The sequence below is a fragment of the Pseudomonas oryzihabitans NBRC 102199 genome, assembly GCF_000730625.1.
GTDB lineage: Bacteria > Pseudomonadota > Gammaproteobacteria > Pseudomonadales > Pseudomonadaceae > Chryseomonas > Chryseomonas oryzihabitans.
On sequence record NZ_BBIT01000004.1, the window covers coordinates 41,695 to 59,448 of the forward strand.

Sequence of the window (17,754 nt, forward strand, 5' to 3'; positions counted from 1 at the left end):
GTCGCTTGCAGCCGGGCGAGCCGACGTGCCGTACGCCTTGGCATGACCCCACCTTAATGCAGGCGCTCTGGAATGAACCTTTCATGGACGGAAGGCGTCTGACGCGGACGCTTTCACGGTCACGCCAAGGACGAACTGCCCATGCAAGACGCCATCGACATGCTGATCACCGCCTTCAGTCCGCACTCCTGCCTGGCGGTCCCCCGTCGCGCCGATCGCACCCTGCTGTTCACCGTCACCGACACCGCCCGGGCGGTCACGGTCACCAAGGCCATTCCCCTGTGCAGCCTGGAATGCACCGCCACCCTGGCCACCGTGATCAAGGACCTGCAGCGTGACCTCGATCGGGCGATCGGCACCCTGAGCCCGGAAAGCCTCGCCGACCTGCGCCAGCGCGGTCCGCGGGTGCAGCGGTTCGAGAGTTGAGCGGGGTGAGTTGGGGGAAGTGAGGGTTGGTTGAGTCTTCCCTCACCCCGGCCCTCTCCCTGAGGGAGAGGGGGTCGTTTGGAGTGAGATGGGGGCTTTGCCTTAGGGTGGATGACGGCGCAGCCTCATCCACCACTGGTCATCCCGCTCAGCGCCGGCTGGTGCGGGTGCTGACGTCGACCCAGACGGCCAGGACCAGGATGCCGCCCTTGACGATCATCTGCCAGTAGCTGTCCACGTCGAGCATGGACATGCCGTTGTCCAGGCTGGCGATCACCAGGGCGCCGAGCAGGGCGCCGTAGACGGTGCCCGAGCCGCCGCGCATCGAGGTACCGCCGATGAAGCAGGCGGCGATGGCGTCCAGTTCGCCCATGGTGCCAGCCGACGGCGAGCCGGCGGCCAGGCGGGCGGTGTTGACCAGACCGGCCAGGGCGCACATCACGCCCATGAGGCCGAAGATGCCGAGCTTGATCGCCTGGACGTTGATGCCCGACAGCCGCGTGGCTTCCAGGTTGCTGCCCACCGCATAGATGCGCCGGCCGAATACCGTCTGGCTGGTGATGTAGCTGAACACCCCGAGCAGCACCAGCAGGATCAGCACCGGCACCGGGATGCCGTCATAGCGGTTGAGGGTCTGGATGAAGGCCGCCAGCACCACGCCGATCACCACCACCCGCAGCACGTCGCGCCACAGCGGCGCGAGGGTCAGGCCGAGGGTCTTGCGCTTGCTGCGCTGGCGCCAGGTGAGCACCACGGCCACGGCGAACAGCAGCACGCCCAGGGCGCTGCCCACAGCCGGCGGCAGATAGCCCTGGCCGAGGTAGACCAGTTCCGGCGACACCGGGGCGACGGTGACGCCGCCGGTAAGACCGAGCAGCACGCCGCGAAAGGCCAGCATGCCGCCAAGACCGACGATAAAGGACGGTATCCCGCGATAGGCACTCAGGTAGCCGTTGATCAGGCCGATCAGCAGGCCACCGGCAGCCACTGCCAGCAGGGTGATCGGCAGGGGCACGTGGTAGGTGACGTCGAGTATCGCCGCCACCCCGCCGAGCAGGCCGAGTTGCGAACCCACCGAGAGGTCGATCTCGCCGGCGATGATCACCAGCACCATGCCGCAGGCGAGGATGCCGGTGATGGACATCTGCCGCAGCAGGTTGGAGAGGTTGCGCGGGGTGACGAAGCCGCCTTCGGTCTGCCAGCTGAAGAACAGCCAGATCAGGGCCACGGCGATCAGCAGGGCGAGCATCTTGTAACGGGTGAACAGCTGTTTCACGGCGTGCATCAGAAGTGCTCCCGGGCTTGGGCGACCGCCCGTTCGGTGGTGCCCAGGGCCGCGGCCAGTACCCGCTCCTGGGTCAGATTCTCATTGGGGAAATCGCCGCGCAGCCGGCCTTCGCCGAGCACCAGCACCCGGTCGGAGACGCCGAGGACCTCGGCCAGCTCCGAGGAAACCATGACGATGGCCACGCCCTCCGCGGCGAGCAGGCCGATCAGTCGGTAGATCTCGAACTTGGCGCCAACGTCGACGCCGCGGGTGGGCTCGTCGAGGATCAACACCTTGGGCCGCGCCAGCAGCATCTTGGAGAGCACCGCCTTCTGCTGGTTGCCGCCGGAGAGGCCGGTGATGGGCAGGAAGGGACTGCTGGTCTTGAGTTGCAGCCGGGCGATCTCGGTGTCGATGCAGGACAGTTCCGCCTCGCTGTCGATGCGACTCAGGTGGGCGAATCGGTCCAGCACCGTGAGGGTGATGTTCGAGCCCACGCCCAGGTCGGGAATGATGCCCTGGCGCTTGCGATCCTCCGGTACCAGGCAGAGGCCGGCGCGAATGGATTTCAGCGGGGTGCGGGTGTCGATGCGCTGGCCATTGAGCCAGACCTCGCCTTCGTAGCGGCCGTCGTAGGCGCCGAAGATGGCCGAGACCAGCTCGGTGCGTCCGGCGCCCACCAGCCCGGCGATGCCGAGGATCTCGCCGGCGCGCACGGCGAAGGAGACGTCGTCGACGCGCTTGCGCTGGGGATTGTCGACGTCCAGGCAGGTGAAGTGACGCGCCTCGAAGATCACCTCGCCGATCTCATGGGGGATCTGCGGGTAGAGGTTGGTCATGGCGCGGCCGACCATCTGGGTGATGATGCGGTCGATGTCCATCTCGGCCATGGGCGTGGTGGCGATGTGCTTGCCGTCGCGGATCACCGTGATGGTGTCGCAGATGGCCGCCACCTCGTCGAGCTTGTGCGAGATGTAGACGCAGGCGACGCCCTGCGCCTTGAGGTCGCGGATGATGTCCAGCAGCACGGCGATCTCGGAGGTGGTGAGCGCCGAGGTCGGTTCGTCGAGGATCAGCAGCCGGGCGTTCTTGTTCAGCGCCTTGGCGATTTCCACCAGTTGCTGCAGGCCGCCGCCGTACTGGGACACCGGCAGGGCCACGTTCATGTCCGGCACCTTGAGCCGGCGCATCAGCTCGGCCGAGCGCTGCAGCATGGTCGGATAGTCCAGCCGCCCGCCGAAGCGGCGCGGTTCGTGGCCCATGAAGATGTTCTCGGCCACGGAAAGATCGGGCACCAGGGTCAGTTCCTGGTGGATGATGACGATGCCGGCCGCCTCGGATTCGGCGATGGACTGGGCTTCCAGGGGTCGCCCGTCCCAGCGGATCTCGCCTTCCCAGGTGCCGTGGGGATAGACCGCCGAGAGGACCTTCATCAGGGTGGACTTGCCGGCGCCGTTCTCGCCGCACAGCCCTACGCATTCGCCCGGACGCACCTTGAGATCGATGCCATCCAGCGCCCGCACCCCGCCAAAGCTCTTGGCGATGCCGTGCATTTCCAGCAGATAGTCGGCCATGGCCGCTCCTTGCCCAGGGGCCGCCCGACGCCAGGCGTCAGACGGCCAGCCGGTGGCCAGTGGTTATTTGCCGTCGATCTGGGCCTGGGTGTAGAAGCCGTCCTTGACCAGCAGGTCGACGTTGGCCTTGGTCAGCTCGGTGGGGGTGAGCAGCAGGGTGTCGACCTTCTTGGTGCCGTTGTCGTAGCTGGAGTTGAAGCCCGGCTTCTCGTTGCGCACCAGTTGCACCGACAGCTTGGCCGCCTCGGAGGCGATCAGCTTGAGCGGCTTGTAGACGGTCATGGTCTGGGTGCCGGCGATCACCCGCTTGATGGCGGCGAGGTCGGCGTCCTGACCGGACACGGCGACCTTGCCGGCCAGCTTCTGCGCGGCCAGGGCCTGGATGGCGCCGCCGGCGGTGGCGTCGTTGGAGGCGACGATGCCGTCGATCTTGTTGTCGTTGGCGGTCAGGGCGTTCTCGACGATGGCCAGGGCCTCCGTCGGGTTCCACTCCTTCACCCACTGCTGGCCGACGATCTTGACGTCGCCCTTGTCGATGGCCGGCTGCAGGACCTTCATCTGGCCCTGGCGGAGGATCTTGGCGTTGTTGTCGGTGGGTGCGCCGCCGAGCAGGAAGAAGTTGCCCTTGGGCTGGGCCTTGAGCACGCCGCCGGCCTGCATCTCGCCGACCTTCTCGTTATCGAAGGAGATGTAGGCGTCGATGTCGGCGTTGAGGATCAGGCGGTCATAGGAGATCACCTTGACCCCGGCCTTCTTGGCCTCGGCCACCACGTTGTTCAGCACCGTGGCGTTGAAGGGCACGATGACGATGGCGTCCACGCCGCGGGAGATCAGGTTCTCGATCTGCGACAGCTGGCGCTGCTCGTTGGCGTCGGCGGATTGCACATAGACCTTGGCGCCGAGTTGCTCGGCGGCGGCGACGAAGTAGTCGCGGTCACGGGCCCAGCGCTCCAGGCGCAGGTCGTCGATGGAGAAACCGATCTTGGGATGCTGGGCGTCGGCCTGGGCGAAACCGGTGGTGCACAGGGCGAGCAGACCGGCGAGCAGGGTCGTCTTGAAAGTCATGGTGGCGTCCTTGGTTATTGTTGTTGTGGAGCGAGAGAACGGATTTGAGTGTAACGATTCAGCGCGCTTGCACAAGCGGGTCAGCCAGGCTTTTCTGCCGACCCGCTCGCGGTCGCTAGCGATACAGGTAACGGTTGACCACGCCTTCGAGCAGCTCCTGGCGACCACTCACCGGCTGGGGCGCCAGGCCCTGGCTGAAGGTGTGCTCGGCCAATTGCTCCAGACTCAGCTGGCCCCCGAGGATGCGCTGACCGAGGGACTGATCCCAGCCGGCATAGCGCTCGGCCTTGAACTTGCCCAGGGGGTCGTCCTGCAACAGCGCCGCGGCGCGTTCCAGCGACAGCGCCAGGGTGTCCATGGCCGCCACGTGGCCGTGGAACAGGTCGACGTCGTCCAGGCTCTGGCGGCGCACCTTGGCGTCGAAGTTGAAGCCGCCGCGGGTGAAGCCGCCGCCCTTGAGGATCTCGTAGATCGCCAGGGTCATTTCCTCGACGCTGTTGGGGAACTGGTCGGTGTCCCAGCCGTTTTGCGGATCGCCGCGGTTGGCGTCGATGCTGCCGAATACGCCGAGGGCCACGGCGCTGGCGATCTCGTGCTGGAAGCTGTGCCCGGCCAGGGTCGCGTGGTTGGCCTCGATGTTGACCTTGATCTCCTTCTCCAGCCCGAATTGCTGCAGGAAGCCGAAGACGGTGGCCACGTCATAGTCGTACTGGTGCTTGGTCGGTTCCTGGGGCTTGGGCTCGATCAGCAGATCGCCCTGGAAGCCGATGCGGTGCTTGTGCTCCACCACCATCTGCATGAAGCGGCCGAGTTGCTCGCGCTCGCGCGCAAGGTCGGTGTTGAGCAGGGTCTCGTAGCCTTCGCGGCCGCCCCACAGCACATAGTTCTCGCCGCCCAGGCGGTGAGTGGCGTTCATCGCCGTGCAGACCTGGGTGGCGGCGCAGGCGAAGACTTCCGGATCGGGATTGCTGGCGGCGCCGGCGGCATAGCGCGGGTGGCTGAAGCAGTTGGCGGTGCCCCACAGGAGCTTGAGGCCGGTGTCGCTCTGGTGGCGCTCCAGCTCGTCCACCAGACGGGCGAAGTTCTCGCGGTACTCGGCGAAGCTGGCGCCTTCCGGGGCGACGTCGGTGTCGTGGAAGCAGTAGTAGTCCACGCCCAGCTTGCTGAAGAATTCGAAGGCGGCGGCGGCCTTGGCGCGGGCCTGCTCCAGGGGCGAACCGGCTGCCTGCCAGGGCCGCTGGAAGGTGCCCTGACCAAAGACATCGCTACCCGGCCAGACGAAGGTATGCCAGTAGCAGACGGCCATGCGCAGGTGCTCGCGCATGGGCTTGCCCATGACCAGGCGGTCGGCTTCGTAGTGGCGGAAGGCAAGCGGGGAATCGCTGTCGGGGCCGGCGTAGCGGACCTTTTCGACATTGGGGAAATAAGCCATGGCGTTGTCCTTGTTCTTATCTGTCGCACCCGATACGGCGTACCGGTTTGCGTCGATGGTAGCGCCGCTGCCCGGGCTGCCTATTGTGAAAATCACCAGAGCCAGGTGCGATTTTGCCGCTTGAGGCGCGCACGCGCCGGTCGTAGTCTGGAGCCCCGCCCGCGCCTCCTGCCGGAAACGCCGCCATGCCCAGCCAGCCGCCCGTCCACCGCGTCGCCCTGCTGTTCAACGGCAGCAAGATCTACGACAGAGGCATCCTCGCCGGCATCGGCAACTATCTGAGCGGTACCCGGGCGCGCTGGGATCTGTTCCTCGAAGAAGACTTCCTCTGCCGGCTCAAGGGCATCGAGCGCTGGCAGGGCGACGGCATCATCGCCGACTTCGACGACCCGGCGGTGAGCGCCGCCCTGGCTCACAGCGCGCTGCCGGTAGTGGCCGTCGGCGGCTCCTACGCGGCCCCTGACGACTACCCGCCCGGCATCCCCTACGTGGCCACCGACAACGCCGCCCTGGTACGCCTGGCCTACGACCACCTGATCGAATCCGGGCTGACCCGCTTCGCCTGCTTCAGCCTGCCCGCCGCCGACACCAATCGCTGGGCCGGCGAGCGCGAGGCGGCCTTTGCCGCCCTGCTCCGCCGCGACGGCCTGCCGGTGGAGATCTATCGCGGCCTGGAGACCAGCGCACCGCTGTGGGACACGGCGGTGGAACAGCTGATCGCCTGGCTGGAGGCCCTGCCCAAGCCGGTGGGCATCCTCGCCGTCACCGACGCCCGGGCGCGGCAACTCCTGCAGGCCTGCCTCACCGCCGGCATCCCGGTGCCGGAACAGGTGGCGCTGGTGGGCATCGACAACGATCCCCTGGCGCGCACCCTGACCCGGGTGCCCCTGACCTCGGTGATCCAGGGTACCGAGGCCATCGGCCGCGAGGCGGCGCGCCTGCTGCACCAGCGGCTGCACGGCGTCGAACTGGGGGCGCCACGGGTGCTGATTCCGCCGGAGGGGATCAACGTCCAGGCTTCCAGTCGTCACCAGCCGGTGCGCCATCCCCAGGTGATGCGCGCCCTGCACTTCATCCGCCAGTACGCCTGCCAGGGCATCAAGACCGAGCAGGTGGCCAGCTATGTCGGCATCTCCCGCTCGGCGCTAGAGACGTCCTTTCGCCGCGAGCTGGGGCGCAGCGTCCACGACGAGATCCTCGGCTTCAAGCTGGCCGCCGCGGCCGTGGCACTGCAGGAAGAGGCGCCGAGCCTGGCCGAGGTCGCCCGGCGCTGCGGCTTCACCTCGGCGCAGTATCTGCACGCGGTGTTTCGCCGGGAGTTCGGCTGCACCCCGCGGCAGTACCAGTCGAATCCCAGACCCCTGGCGAACGCCCATGAAAAAGCCCGTCCGGAGACGGGCTTTCAGGTCGCTACCGCGGCTTATTTGCCGACGGTCTGACCCAGGAACCAGGCACGCTCTTCGGCCTGGTCGATCCACTCTTCCAACAGGCTGGTGGTGGAGACGTCGTTGGCGTCGTCGGTCAGGGTGTGGGTGGTGCGCATGTAGGCCGCCAGCGACTGGTTGTCGTCATGCAGCTCGGTCAGCATCTGATCCGCCGACAGATCGGTGGCATCGCTGCTGGCCAGGCGCTTGAGTTGCACCATCTGCTCCAGGGAGCGCACGGTCGGCTGGCCGATCTTGCGCGCACGCTCGGCGATCAGGTCGGTGATGCCATACAGCTGGGTGGCTTGCTCTTCCAGCAGCAAGTGGTAGTCGCGGAAGTGCGAGCCCTTCATGTGCCAGTGGTAGTTCTTGGTCTTGATGTACAGCGCGAAGACATCGGAGAGCAGCACGGCCAGGGCTTCGCCGACGGCCTGCTGGTTCTGCAGGGTGGCGTCTTCGCCCTGATGGGCCTTCTGCTTGACGCTGGAAACGGTCTTGAGTTCTTGCTTGGCATTGGCAACGGCCATGAGAGATCTCCTGTCAGGACGTGAAGAGGAAAAGGGGTTCGCTTGCATTGGCGCGAACATCAACGTCTGCAGAAATCGACCGCACCGGACGAAAAATCGTTCATCGAATTTGCATATCGCCACCATGGGCATGACGAATGGTTGCCTATGTTGCGACTGCGTTTCATTGCCCGTCCCAGAGGCCCTCTTTCGCCACGGCCGCTGCGCTTGTAGCTAGATGTGTAGGTAAAACCGTTTGTCAGCTTTGCCAGCAAACCGACGCCGCGTAAGAACCCCTGCTCGTTCCGCCCGGTCACCTAAAAGGCAAGGCACACGAACGGTCGCCGAGAGCTCTCTGCCGGCCACGACAAGGTTCTGCACACAGGTAACAGCGTATGACGACGCCCCTCAATCCCGCCCAGGGACAACCCTCGCAGACCAAGGACGGTTCTACGGCAGAGGCCCATCTGCATGACCTGAAAGAGGTCGCCAAGGACACGGTGCAAGACGCCAAGCAGGAAGGTGCCGCGCACTTCGAGCACTACCGCGACACCGCGGCCGACCAGCTGGGTGCCATTGCCCAGAGCGCCCAGGCGGCGGCCGACGAACTGGAAGACAAGGACACCCTGGGCCTGGCGCACTATGTCAGCGACATGGCCCGGAGCCTGACCGGTCTGGCCGAGGATTTGCGCGGCAAGAACGCCGAGCAGCTGCTGCACCAGGCCGGCACCCTGGCCCGCGACAACCCGGCGCTGTTCCTGACCGGCAGCATCGCCATCGGCTTCGGCCTGTCGCGCTTTCTCAAGGCCTCCAGCCAGCCGGATACCGGCAGCAGCTCGCGCGTCGGCGGCGCGGACGCGGTGCCCTCGCTGACCACCCCCTCGGTCGCGGCGGAAAACGAACTGGTGGAGCCGGCGGCGGGTGCCGACGTCATCCACACCAACAACATTCCCAAGGGTCCCGACCTCCACACCCCGACCACCACCCGTGGTGGCGATCCCATCGGTGGCGCGGCGATCAACCCGGCCCGCAGCGACAGCAACCTGAACACCGGCACCTCATCCAGCCAGCTGGATCGACCCACCCTGAGCGGAGGCAAGCAACCATGATCAACGACAACCCCACTCCGCGCCCCACCGAGGGCGACACCTCGGTCGTCGGCCTGGTCAAGCAGCTGGTCCAGGAAGTGCCGGCGCTGTTCACCAAGGAACTGGCGCTGGCCAAGGCCGAACTGGGCGAATCCCTGCGCACCACCAAGGCCGGCGTAGCCGGCGTCGCCGCAGGCGCCATCGTACTGCTGGCCGGCTTCATCGTGCTGCTGATGGGCGTCGTCTATTTCCTCTCCCAGTACCTCACGCCCTGGGCCGCCGCCCTGCTGGTGGGTGCCGTGGTCATGGTGATCGGTTTCATCATGGTGCAGTCGGGCAAGAAGCAGTTCGAGCCGTCCCACTTCACCCCTGATCGCACCGTCAACAGCCTGCAGAAGGACAAGGACGCCGTACGGAGGGCCGCACAATGAGCATCACCGATCAGATCGATCAGGAATCCCGCAAGAATCCCGACGAGCTCGAGCGCGAGATCGACCAGAAGCGCGAGCGTATCGAAGACCTGGTGGGCGCCCTGGAAAGCCGCCTGTCGCCCGGCCAGCTGTTCGATCAGGCACTGTCCTACACCAAGGGCCACAGCGGCGAATTCGCCCACAACCTGGGCAATACCCTCAAGGCCAATCCGGTGCCGGCGGTGCTGACTTCGGTGGGCCTGCTGTGGCTGGCGCTGGGACAGAATCGCACGCCGGCTCCGGCCACCACGGGCACTCCGCTCAAGGACAAGCTGTCCGGTGCGCTGGACTCGGTCGCCAACAGCGCCGACCATACCCGCGACTCCCTGAACCGTGGCAGTCACGATGTGCGCGACAAGGTGACCGGCCTGGGCGAGAGCGTTTCGGCCAAGGCCTCCCAGACCGGGGAGCGGCTGAGCGATACTGCGGTGCAGGCCAAGGACACCCTGACGGACCAGGCGCAACAGCTCAAGGGCACCTTCGATACCCTGCTGCGTGAACAGCCGCTGGTGGTGGGTGCGCTGGGCATCGCCCTCGGCGCCCTGCTGGGCGCTGCCCTGCCACGCACCGAGACCGAGGACCGCGCCCTGGGCAGGCACAGTGACAAGCTGACTGCCAAGGCCAAGCAGGCCGCCAGCAGTGGCTACGAGCAGGTCAAGGCGGCAGGCCAGGACATGGCGAAAGAGGCGCGCCAGGCCAGCCAGGACCACCGCAGCCAGCCGGCGGACGCGGGCACTCCTGCGCCGAAAAATCTGGGCAACGATCCCGACGCCGGGGTCGAGTCCATGGCGGGCTCGCCGAGGGCAGGTACCGGCAGCACCCTCGGCGCCACCCAGGCGACCGCGGGCATGAATGTCGGCCGTACCGCGGCCAACGGCAATACCCCGGGCGCGGTCGGCGACGAGAGCGGCATGGCCACCCCGCCACGCAGCTTCTGACCGGCAGGATGGCCGGGGTCAGCCGCTGACCTCGGCCTGAAAAACGAAGGCGCCCGGGTCTGCACCCGGGCGCCTTCGTTTTCCGTGCCCCTATCAGTAACCCGGATCCGGATTCTCCTTGGGCTGCTCGGGTCGCTTGCTGTCCTGTGGGCGCTGTTCTTCACCGCCCTGGTTGAGTTCCTTATGGGTCTCGCCGACCTTGCCGGCGTTTTCCGGCTTGTGATCGAGATCGTCGCGCTTGGCCATGATCCTCACCTCTTGTGGCTGAGTAGCTTAGGCAACGCGGCGGGGCCAGGGTGCCCCGGCCGCACCGATCAACGCAGGGGCGGCGCCATGAACTCCGGCCCCACCGGATCCTTGACGTGTTCGGCGAGGATGGCGTCGATGGCCGCCAGGTCCTCGGCGGACAGCCGCCAGCCGAAGGCCTCGTCCAGGCCCTGCAACTGCTCGGGCTTGCGCGCGCCCCAGAGGGCGATGGTCGGCCCCTGGTCGAGGATCCAGCGCACCGCCAGGGCCAGCACCGACTTGCCATGGCGCTCGCGGGCAAAGGCGCTCAGGGCCTCCACCGCGGCCAGGTACTGGGCGAAGCGCGGCGCCTGGAACTTGGGATCGCCCTGGCGCAGGTCATCGCCGTCGAATTGCGTCTGCGCATTCATACGCCCGGAGAGCAGGCCGCGGCAGAGCGCGCCATAGGCGAGCACCACCAGACCGTGACGCTGGGCATAGGGCAGCACATCGGCCTCGATGGCGCGCTCGAAGAGGTTGTAGGGCGGCTGCACGGTGGACAGATTGGCGAACTGGCGGAAGGCCTCCAGTTGCTCGGGCGAATAGTTGCTCACGCCGATGGCGAGGATCTTGCCCTCCTGCCGCAGGCGCTCCAACTCACCCGCGGTTTCTTCGTGGGCCACCTGGGGATCGGGCCAGTGCACCTGATAGAGATCGATGCGATCGGTGCGCAGGCGCCGCAGGGAATCCTCCACCTCCTGGCGAATGCGGGCCGCGCTGGCGTTGCGGCGCACCTCTTCGTTGGGCCACTCCAGGGCTACCTTGGTGGCGATCACCGCCTGGTCGCGGATGCCTTCCAGGGCCTTGCCGACGATCTCCTCGGACCGACCGAAGCCGTACACCGGCGCGGTATCGATCAGGTTGATGCCGCCATGCACGGCGCCGCGGATGGTCTCGATGGAACGGGCTTCGTCGGTACCGCCCCACATCCAGCCACCGATGGCCCAGGTACCGAGGCCGATGCGGGAAACGGGGGTATCGATGCCCGGGATACGCAGGGTTTCACTCATAGGATCTCCAGGCGAAGACGCCAGTCGGAAGGGTTAGCCTTGTGAGGCTAATTCAAAAGGCGTTGAATAGGGCTCAACGAACGCTTGACCTTTAGAGCCTGTTCAAAGGCTCGCGAGCTAGAGACAAACAAGGCGAAAATGCCTGAGGAAGCGGAGTTTACGAATGGTAAATGAGCATTCCGACGGGGCTGGCCTTCCAGGGCATTTTCAACGCCGTTTGGCCGACGCGCAGCAGACTTTGGACAGGCTCTTATCGCGAGAGGACTGTACATGCCGACCCTCAACCGCGGCGAACTGGCCGATCTCAACGTCTTCGTCGCCCTGGTCCGGCGGCGCAGCTTTCGCCAGGCCGCCATCGAGCTGGGCGTCACCACCTCGGCGCTGAGCCACGCCCTGCGCCAACTGGAGACGCGCCTGGGGGTCAAGCTGCTCAATCGCACCAGTCGCTCGGTGGTACCGACCCTGGCCGGCGCGGCGCTGGCGGAAAAACTCGAACAGGGCTTTGCCTTGATTGGCGAAGCGCTGGGCGAACTGGACCAGCACCGCGACGCCCCGGTCGGCCGCCTGCGCCTGAGCGTGCCGCGGGATGCGGCGCGGCTGCTGGTGACCCCGACGTTGCCCCGGCTGCTGGCGGCCTATCCGCAGTTGCAGCTGGACATCAGCGTCGAGGATCGCCCGGTGGACATCGTCGCCGATGGCCTCGATGCCGGCATCCGCTATGGCGATACCGTGCCCCAGGACATGGTCGCCCTGCCGCTCACCGACGAATTGCGCTGGATCGTGGTGGGCGCCCCCGCCTATCTGGAGCGCCATGGCCGGCCGCAGCAGCCGGAGGAGCTTGCCGACCACCAGTGCGTGCGCCTGCGGCTGGGCAGCGGCGCCCTCTATCGCTGGGAGCTGGGCAGCGGCGCCAGCACCCGGACGATCGACGTGCCGGGTCCGCTCACGGTCAACGAGACCGAGACCTCGATCCAGGCCGCCCTCGACGGCCTGGCCCTGGCCTATTGCCTGGAATGGCGGGTGGCCGACGAACTGCGCGACGGTCGCCTGGAGCAGGTGCTGCCGGACTGGGCCTCGCCCGGCGCGCCGCTGTGCATCTACTACCCGAGTCGGCGCCAGCCACCACCCGGCCTGCGCCAGCTGATCGAGGCCCTGCGCCAGACCTGGACCGGACGCCACCCCTGAGGGCGCGAACCAACCGCCGCGCCCGGGGGTCCCCTGACCACGCCATGATCGCCTGACCGAGGAGGCCCTCTTGCCCGCAGCCAACGCCGCCGCATCCGACCTGCCGCTGCCCGTGGAGCGCGAACTCAGCCCCCGGGCGCTGCTCACCGGGGCGCTGCTGGGCATCCTGCTGACCCCGGCCAATGTCTATGCCGGCCTCAAGATCGGCTGGTCGTTCAACATGTCGATCATCGCCCTGCTGGTGAGCTACGGTCTCTGGCACCGCCTGGGGCGCCGCCTGCAGCAACCGGGCTGGACGCTGCACGAGAGCAACATCAATCAGACCGTGGCCTCGGCGGCGGCCAGCATCGTCTCCGGCGGCCTGGTCGCGCCCATCCCGGCCTACACCCTGCTGACCGGCCAGGAATTGCCGACTCTGCCGCTGATGGGCTGGGTGTTCGCGGTGAGCTTTCTCGGCATCTGGGTGGCCTGGTACCTCCGGCCCCTGCTGCTGGCCGATGCCAGCCTGAAATTCCCCGAGGGCCTGGCCACCCTGGAAGCCCTGCGCCAGGTCTATGCCAGTGGCGCCGAAGCCCTGGCCCGCCTGCGGGTGCTGCTGGGCGCCCTGACGCTGTCGGCGGCGGTCAAGCTAGTGGACACCTTCGCCTGGACGCTGCCGCGAGTCGCGCCCTCGCCAGCCCTGGAACGCCTGACCTTCAGCTTCGATCCCTCGCTGCTGCTGCTCGGCTTTGGCGGCATCATCGGCCTGAGGGTCGGGTTGTCACTGCTGCTCGGCACCCTGCTGGCCTGGGGCGGTGTCGCGCCCTGGCTGCTGGCCAGTGGTGTCGCCGCGCTGCCGGCGGAGGCCAGCGGTCCGCAATACGCCTTCCTGGTGCAATGGCTGCTCTGGCCTGGGGTGAGTCTGATGGTCAGCGCCACCCTGGCTGCGCTCGCCGTGCGGCTGATCACCCTGCCCCGCGCCGAACGCCGTCGCCAGGGCTGGCAGCGGCCGCGCGCCTGGCCGCTGGCGCTGCTGCTGGCGGCGGCTCTGCTGGTGGTGGTGCTGCAGGTGCGGCTGTTCGGCATAGATCCCTGGCTGGCCCTGCTGGCCCTGCCCCTGGCGCTGTTTCTCGCCGCCATGGCCGCGCGGGTGGTCGGCGCCACCGGCATTCCCCCCATCGGCGCCATCGGCCAGCTGTCGCAGCTGACCTTTGGCCTGGCCGCCCCCGGGCAGGTCAACATCAACCTCATGGGCGCCAACACCGCCGGTGGCGCGGCGGGCCAGAGCACCGACCTGATGAACGACTTCAAGGTCGGCCAGGCCATTGGCGCCACCCCCGCCAAGCAGGTGGTCGCCCAGTGCCTGGGCATCGCCCTCGGTGCGGTAACCGGGGTGCTTACCTATCGGCTACTGATTCCCGATCCCCAGGCACTGCTGCTCAGCGCCGCCTGGCCGGCGCCGGCGGTGGCCCAGTGGAAGGCGGTGGCGGAAACCCTGACCCAGGGCCTGGGCGCCCTCGATGGCGCCATGCGCCTGGGCATCGTCCTGGGCGCCCTGGCCGGCTTGCTGCTGGGCCTGGCCGAAGCCTTGCTGCCGACCCGCCGCGCGCACTGGCTGCCCAGCTCGGCGGCCCTGGGCCTGGCCTTCATCCTGCCGGCCTCGGTGTCGCTGATGATGACCCTGGGCGCCCTGCTCACCGCCCTGGTGCGCTGGCGGGCACCGGGCCTGGCCGAGCGCTTCGCCCTGGCCGCCGCGGCCGGCCTCATCGCCGGGGAAAGTCTAGCCGGGGTGGGGGCGGCTTTCTGGCAAATGCTCTCGACGTGAGCTGCGACAACGTGTCAACTGGACAATAATTTCCAGACGTAATGTCGCGAAGCTTTCAATAACCTTTCAAACCCATGAAATTCGGGGGTTCTGGTCCGATTCAGCTTGCCAGCGCGCTTTTGCAACACATAAGGTTACAAATAGCGCGACCCACCCGCGAGAGGTCTGGGCGCCCTGCGCGAGCTGTCTCCATAACAAACCCAATCCGAGCTAGCAGTCATGGCCACCACCTCGAAAGCCAAATCCATCTTCCGCGTCGTCAGCGGAAACTTCCTCGAAATGTACGACTTCATGGTCTATGGCTTCTATGCCACGGCCATCGCCAAGACGTTCTTTCCCGGCGATAACGAACTCGCCTCCCTGATGCTGTCGCTGGCCACCTTCGGCGCCGGCTTCCTGATGCGCCCCCTGGGGGCGATCTTTCTCGGCGCCTACATCGACAAGCACGGCCGTCGCCACGGCCTGATCGTCACCCTGGCGCTGATGGCCCTGGGCACCCTGCTGATCGCCGTGGTGCCAGGCTATGCCACCCTGGGCGTCGCCGCACCGCTGCTGGTGCTGCTCGGCCGCCTGCTGCAGGGCTTCTCCGCCGGTGTCGAACTGGGCGGCGTGTCCGTCTACCTGTCGGAGATCGCCACCCCCGGCCGCAAGGGCTTCTTCGTTTCCTGGCAGTCCGCCAGCCAGCAGGTCGCGGTGGTCTTCGCCGGCGTGCTGGGCGCGCTGCTCAACCACTGGCTGTCGCCCGCCGAAATGGGTGAATGGGGCTGGCGCATCCCCTTCCTGATCGGCTGCCTGATCGTGCCCTTCCTGTTCATCATCCGTCGTTCCCTGGAAGAGAGCCCGGAATTCGAGGCGCGCAAGCATCGCCCGACCTTCGGCGAAACCATGACCTCCATCCGCCAGAACTTCGGCGTGGTGCTGGCGGGCGTAGCCATGGTCTCCATGACCACCGCCTCCTTCTACCTGATCACCGCCTACACCCCGACCTTCGGCAAGCACGAGCTGAACCTGACCGCGCTGGACAGCCTGATCGTCACCGCCTGCGTGGGTGTTTCCAACTTCATCTGGCTGCCGGTAATGGGCGCCCTGAGCGATCGCATCGGCCGCCGTCCGTTGCTGATCTTCGCCACCGTACTGGCCATCCTCACCGCCTACCCGGCGATGATCTGGCTGACCCACGCCCCGGGCTTCTCGCGCCTGCTGATGGTCGAGCTGTGGCTGTCCTTCCTCTATGGCACCTATAACGGTGGCATGGTGGTAGCCCTGACCGAGGTGATGCCGGCCCATGTGCGCACCACCGGCTTCTCCCTGGCCTACAGCCTGGCCACCGCGACCTTTGGCGGCTTCACCCCGATGGTCTGCACCTGGCTGATCCAGGAGACCGGCAACAAGGCCGCCCCGGGCATGTGGCTGACCGTAGCGGCCGTCCTCGGCCTGGTCGCGACCCTAACCCTGTTCAAGGGCAACACCGAGCCGCGCTTCAAGACCGTCACGGCCTGACAGCCCTGTCGCAGAGCGGCAGGTCCTGCCGCTCTCGCGTCCACCCAGGTCGCTCCGCGCATCGAACTGTCATGACCTTTTGTTATGGTCTAGACCAGATGACCGCATACCGCGGTCGCCGTGCCGGAGTCCGCCGATGTCCACCCTTCCCCGCCTTCTCGCCGGCCTGGCCGGCGGTCTGCTCAGCCTCACCGCTGCCGCCACCGAGCTGACCCACTGGCCGGCCGATGCCGCCCGCCAGCTCGACGCCCTGATCGCCGCCAATGCCAACCAGGGCAACTACGCGGTGTTCGACATGGACAACACCAGCTATCGCTACGACCTGGAAGAGGCCCTGCTGCCCTTCCTGGAGATGAAGGGCGTGCTGACCCGCGACACTCTGGATCCTTCGCTCAAGCTGATTCCCTTCAAGGATGTCGGTGGCCACAAGGAAAGTCTCAACAGCTACTACTACCGGCTGTGCGAGGTCGACGACCTGGTCTGCTACCCCTGGGTCGCCCAGGTGTTTTCCGGCTTCACCCTGCAGCAACTCAAGGGCTACGTCGACGAGCTGATGGCCTACGGCAAGCCGATCCCCGCCACCTACTACGGCAAGGACGACAAGGTGGAGACGGTGGAGATCAATCCGCCCAAGCCCTTCACCGGCCAGCAGGAGCTCTATCACAAGCTGATGGAGAACGGCATCGAGGTCTATGTGATCAGTGCCGCCCATGAGGAGCTGGTGCGCATGGTGGCGTCCGATCCGCGCTACGGCTATGGAGTGAAGCCGGAAAACGTCATTGGCGTCACTACCCTGCTCAAGGACCCGGCCACCGGCGCCCTGACCACCGCCCGCAAGCAGATCGCCGAAGGCAAGTACGATCCCCAGGCCAACCTGAAGCTGCAGGTCACGCCCTACCTCTGGACCCCGGCCACCTGGTTCGCCGGCAAGTACGCGGCCATCCTCACCTACATAGATCCCTGGAAGAAACCCATCCTGGTCGGCGGCGACACCCCGGTCAGCGACGGCCCCATGCTGTTCCAGGGCGTGGACGCCGCCAAGAACGGCATCCACCTGTGGATCGACCGCAAGTCCAAGTACCGCACCCAGATCGAGGCGATGATGAAGAGCAACGCCGAGGGTCAGGCCAAGGCCGGGGTGGCGGTGAACGCGGACAAGCACTGGGTGATCGTCAAACCCGAAGACATCCAGTAGGCCGCCGGCGATCGGGCGGGCTAGACTGGGGATTCCCTCAGCCCGCCCTGGAGCCCGCCATGGAACACCTGGTCCTGACCGTCATCGCCCCCGATCGCCCCGGTCTGGTGGAAGCCCTGGCCGACTGCGTGGCCGCCCAGGGCGGCAACTGGCTGGAAAGCCGCATGGCCCACCTGGCCGGCCAGTTCGCCGGCATCCTTTCGGTGGAAGTGGAACCGGAATTGCGCAACGGCCTGGTGGAGACGCTGCAGCAGCTGGCCATTCCCGGCCTGCGCATCCTGGTCGGCGAACCTGGCCAGCCGGCGCCGGTGGGTGCGCCTCTGGTGCAGCTGGACCTCCTGGGCAACGACCGGGCCGGCATCGTCCGCGACATCACCCGGGCGCTGCATCAGGTCGGCGTAAACGTCGAACGCCTGTCCACCGAGACCCGCCCGGCGCCCATGAGCAGCGAGGTGCTGTTCCACGCCACCGCCCTGCTGGCGCTCCCGGCCGATCTCGCACTCGAGGCGCTGCAGGCCCACCTGGAAACCCTCACCGACGACCTGATGGTGGAGCTCAAGCTCTATCGGCACGGGCACGATTAGG

The 17,754-nt window shown here is 66.9% G+C and carries 17 protein-coding genes; 10 read left to right on the forward strand and 7 right to left on the reverse strand.

Features of this window, described 5'->3' with window-relative positions:
• The first annotated feature begins 141 nt into the window (after window positions 1-141).
• A complete protein-coding gene (locus POR01S_RS06155) occupies window positions 142-426 on the forward strand; it encodes a hypothetical protein (RefSeq protein WP_017639596.1) in 285 nt (94 codons plus the stop codon).
• 148 nt (window positions 427-574) lie between these two features.
• Here POR01S_RS06155 and POR01S_RS06160 read toward each other — a convergent pair whose 3' ends face one another.
• From POR01S_RS06160 to xylA, 4 genes are all read right to left on the reverse strand, one after another.
• Complete coding sequence (locus tag POR01S_RS06160) at window positions 575-1,711, reverse strand: sugar ABC transporter permease (protein WP_007159830.1); 1,137 nt, start codon at window positions 1,709-1,711, stop codon at window positions 575-577.
• Window positions 1,711-3,267, reverse strand: a complete 1,557-nt coding sequence (gene xylG, locus POR01S_RS06165) for a D-xylose ABC transporter ATP-binding protein (protein WP_027597454.1) — start codon at window positions 3,265-3,267, stop codon at window positions 1,711-1,713. The genes POR01S_RS06160 and xylG overlap by 1 nt, the downstream gene beginning before the upstream one ends.
• 63 nt (window positions 3,268-3,330) lie before the next feature.
• Complete coding sequence (gene xylF / locus POR01S_RS06170) at window positions 3,331-4,332, reverse strand: D-xylose ABC transporter substrate-binding protein (RefSeq protein WP_007159832.1); 1,002 nt, start codon at window positions 4,330-4,332, stop codon at window positions 3,331-3,333.
• A gap of 115 nt (window positions 4,333-4,447) precedes the next feature.
• Entirely contained in the window at window positions 4,448-5,764 is a 1,317-nt protein-coding gene (gene xylA, locus POR01S_RS06175; RefSeq protein WP_027597452.1) for a xylose isomerase, read from the reverse strand.
• 185 nt (window positions 5,765-5,949) lie between these two features.
• Here xylA and POR01S_RS06180 point away from each other — a divergent pair, with 185 nt between their 5' ends.
• The gene (locus tag POR01S_RS06180; protein WP_042134573.1) at window positions 5,950-7,203 is read left to right on the forward strand and encodes a XylR family transcriptional regulator; all 1,254 of its coding nucleotides are present in this window, start codon (window positions 5,950-5,952) and stop codon (window positions 7,201-7,203) included.
• Here POR01S_RS06180 and POR01S_RS06185 read toward each other — a convergent pair.
• Window positions 7,185-7,715, reverse strand: a complete 531-nt coding sequence (locus POR01S_RS06185; protein WP_017639603.1) for a Dps family protein — start codon at window positions 7,713-7,715, stop codon at window positions 7,185-7,187. The two genes, POR01S_RS06180 and POR01S_RS06185, sit on opposite strands and share 19 nt — an antisense overlap.
• A gap of 374 nt (window positions 7,716-8,089) precedes the next feature.
• Between POR01S_RS06185 and POR01S_RS06190 the strand changes: the two genes are divergently transcribed.
• From POR01S_RS06190 to POR01S_RS06200, 3 genes are read left to right on the forward strand one after another with little or no spacing between them, the layout of a single operon-like run.
• Window positions 8,090-8,803 carry a hypothetical protein gene (locus POR01S_RS06190; RefSeq protein ID WP_042134575.1) on the forward strand — a complete coding sequence of 238 codons (714 nt, stop codon included), beginning with the start codon at window positions 8,090-8,092 and terminating at the stop codon, window positions 8,801-8,803.
• Window positions 8,800-9,213, forward strand: a complete 414-nt coding sequence (locus POR01S_RS06195) for a phage holin family protein (protein WP_027597449.1) — start codon at window positions 8,800-8,802, stop codon at window positions 9,211-9,213. The genes POR01S_RS06190 and POR01S_RS06195 overlap by 4 nt, the downstream gene beginning before the upstream one ends.
• Window positions 9,210-10,190 carry a DUF3618 domain-containing protein gene (locus tag POR01S_RS06200; protein WP_042134577.1) on the forward strand — a complete coding sequence of 327 codons (981 nt, stop codon included), beginning with the start codon at window positions 9,210-9,212 and terminating at the stop codon, window positions 10,188-10,190. Before POR01S_RS06195 ends, POR01S_RS06200 begins: the two co-directional genes overlap by 4 nt.
• Before the next feature lie 93 nt (window positions 10,191-10,283).
• Here the strand turns inward: POR01S_RS06200 and POR01S_RS23800 are convergent, their stop codons facing one another.
• Together POR01S_RS23800 and POR01S_RS06205 are read right to left on the reverse strand one after the other, a co-directional pair.
• Window positions 10,284-10,436 carry a hypothetical protein gene (locus POR01S_RS23800; RefSeq protein WP_169742412.1) on the reverse strand — a complete coding sequence of 51 codons (153 nt, stop codon included), beginning with the start codon at window positions 10,434-10,436 and terminating at the stop codon, window positions 10,284-10,286.
• 68 nt (window positions 10,437-10,504) lie between these two features.
• Window positions 10,505-11,485, reverse strand: coding sequence for an aldo/keto reductase (locus POR01S_RS06205; protein WP_042134579.1), 981 nt, complete (start codon window positions 11,483-11,485; stop codon window positions 10,505-10,507).
• A gap of 270 nt (window positions 11,486-11,755) precedes the next feature.
• On the opposite strand from POR01S_RS06205, the gene POR01S_RS06210 reads away from it, so the two are divergent.
• From POR01S_RS06210 to POR01S_RS06230, 5 genes are all read left to right on the forward strand, one after another.
• The gene (locus tag POR01S_RS06210) at window positions 11,756-12,670 is read left to right on the forward strand and encodes a LysR family transcriptional regulator (RefSeq protein WP_042134581.1); all 915 of its coding nucleotides are present in this window, start codon (window positions 11,756-11,758) and stop codon (window positions 12,668-12,670) included.
• 70 nt (window positions 12,671-12,740) lie between these two features.
• A complete protein-coding gene (locus POR01S_RS06215) occupies window positions 12,741-14,474 on the forward strand; it encodes an OPT/YSL family transporter (protein ID WP_042134582.1) in 1,734 nt (577 codons plus the stop codon).
• A 219-nt stretch (window positions 14,475-14,693) separates the two neighbouring features.
• Window positions 14,694-15,974 (forward strand): MFS transporter, encoded by a 1,281-nt coding sequence (locus tag POR01S_RS06220; protein WP_027597444.1) that lies wholly within the window; start codon window positions 14,694-14,696, stop codon window positions 15,972-15,974.
• A 136-nt stretch (window positions 15,975-16,110) separates the two neighbouring features.
• The gene (locus POR01S_RS06225; RefSeq protein ID WP_042134584.1) at window positions 16,111-17,169 is read left to right on the forward strand and encodes an HAD family hydrolase; all 1,059 of its coding nucleotides are present in this window, start codon (window positions 16,111-16,113) and stop codon (window positions 17,167-17,169) included.
• A 59-nt stretch (window positions 17,170-17,228) separates the two neighbouring features.
• A complete protein-coding gene (locus tag POR01S_RS06230; RefSeq protein WP_042134587.1) occupies window positions 17,229-17,753 on the forward strand; it encodes a glycine cleavage system transcriptional repressor in 525 nt (174 codons plus the stop codon).
• Window position 17,754: the final 1 nt, after the last annotated feature.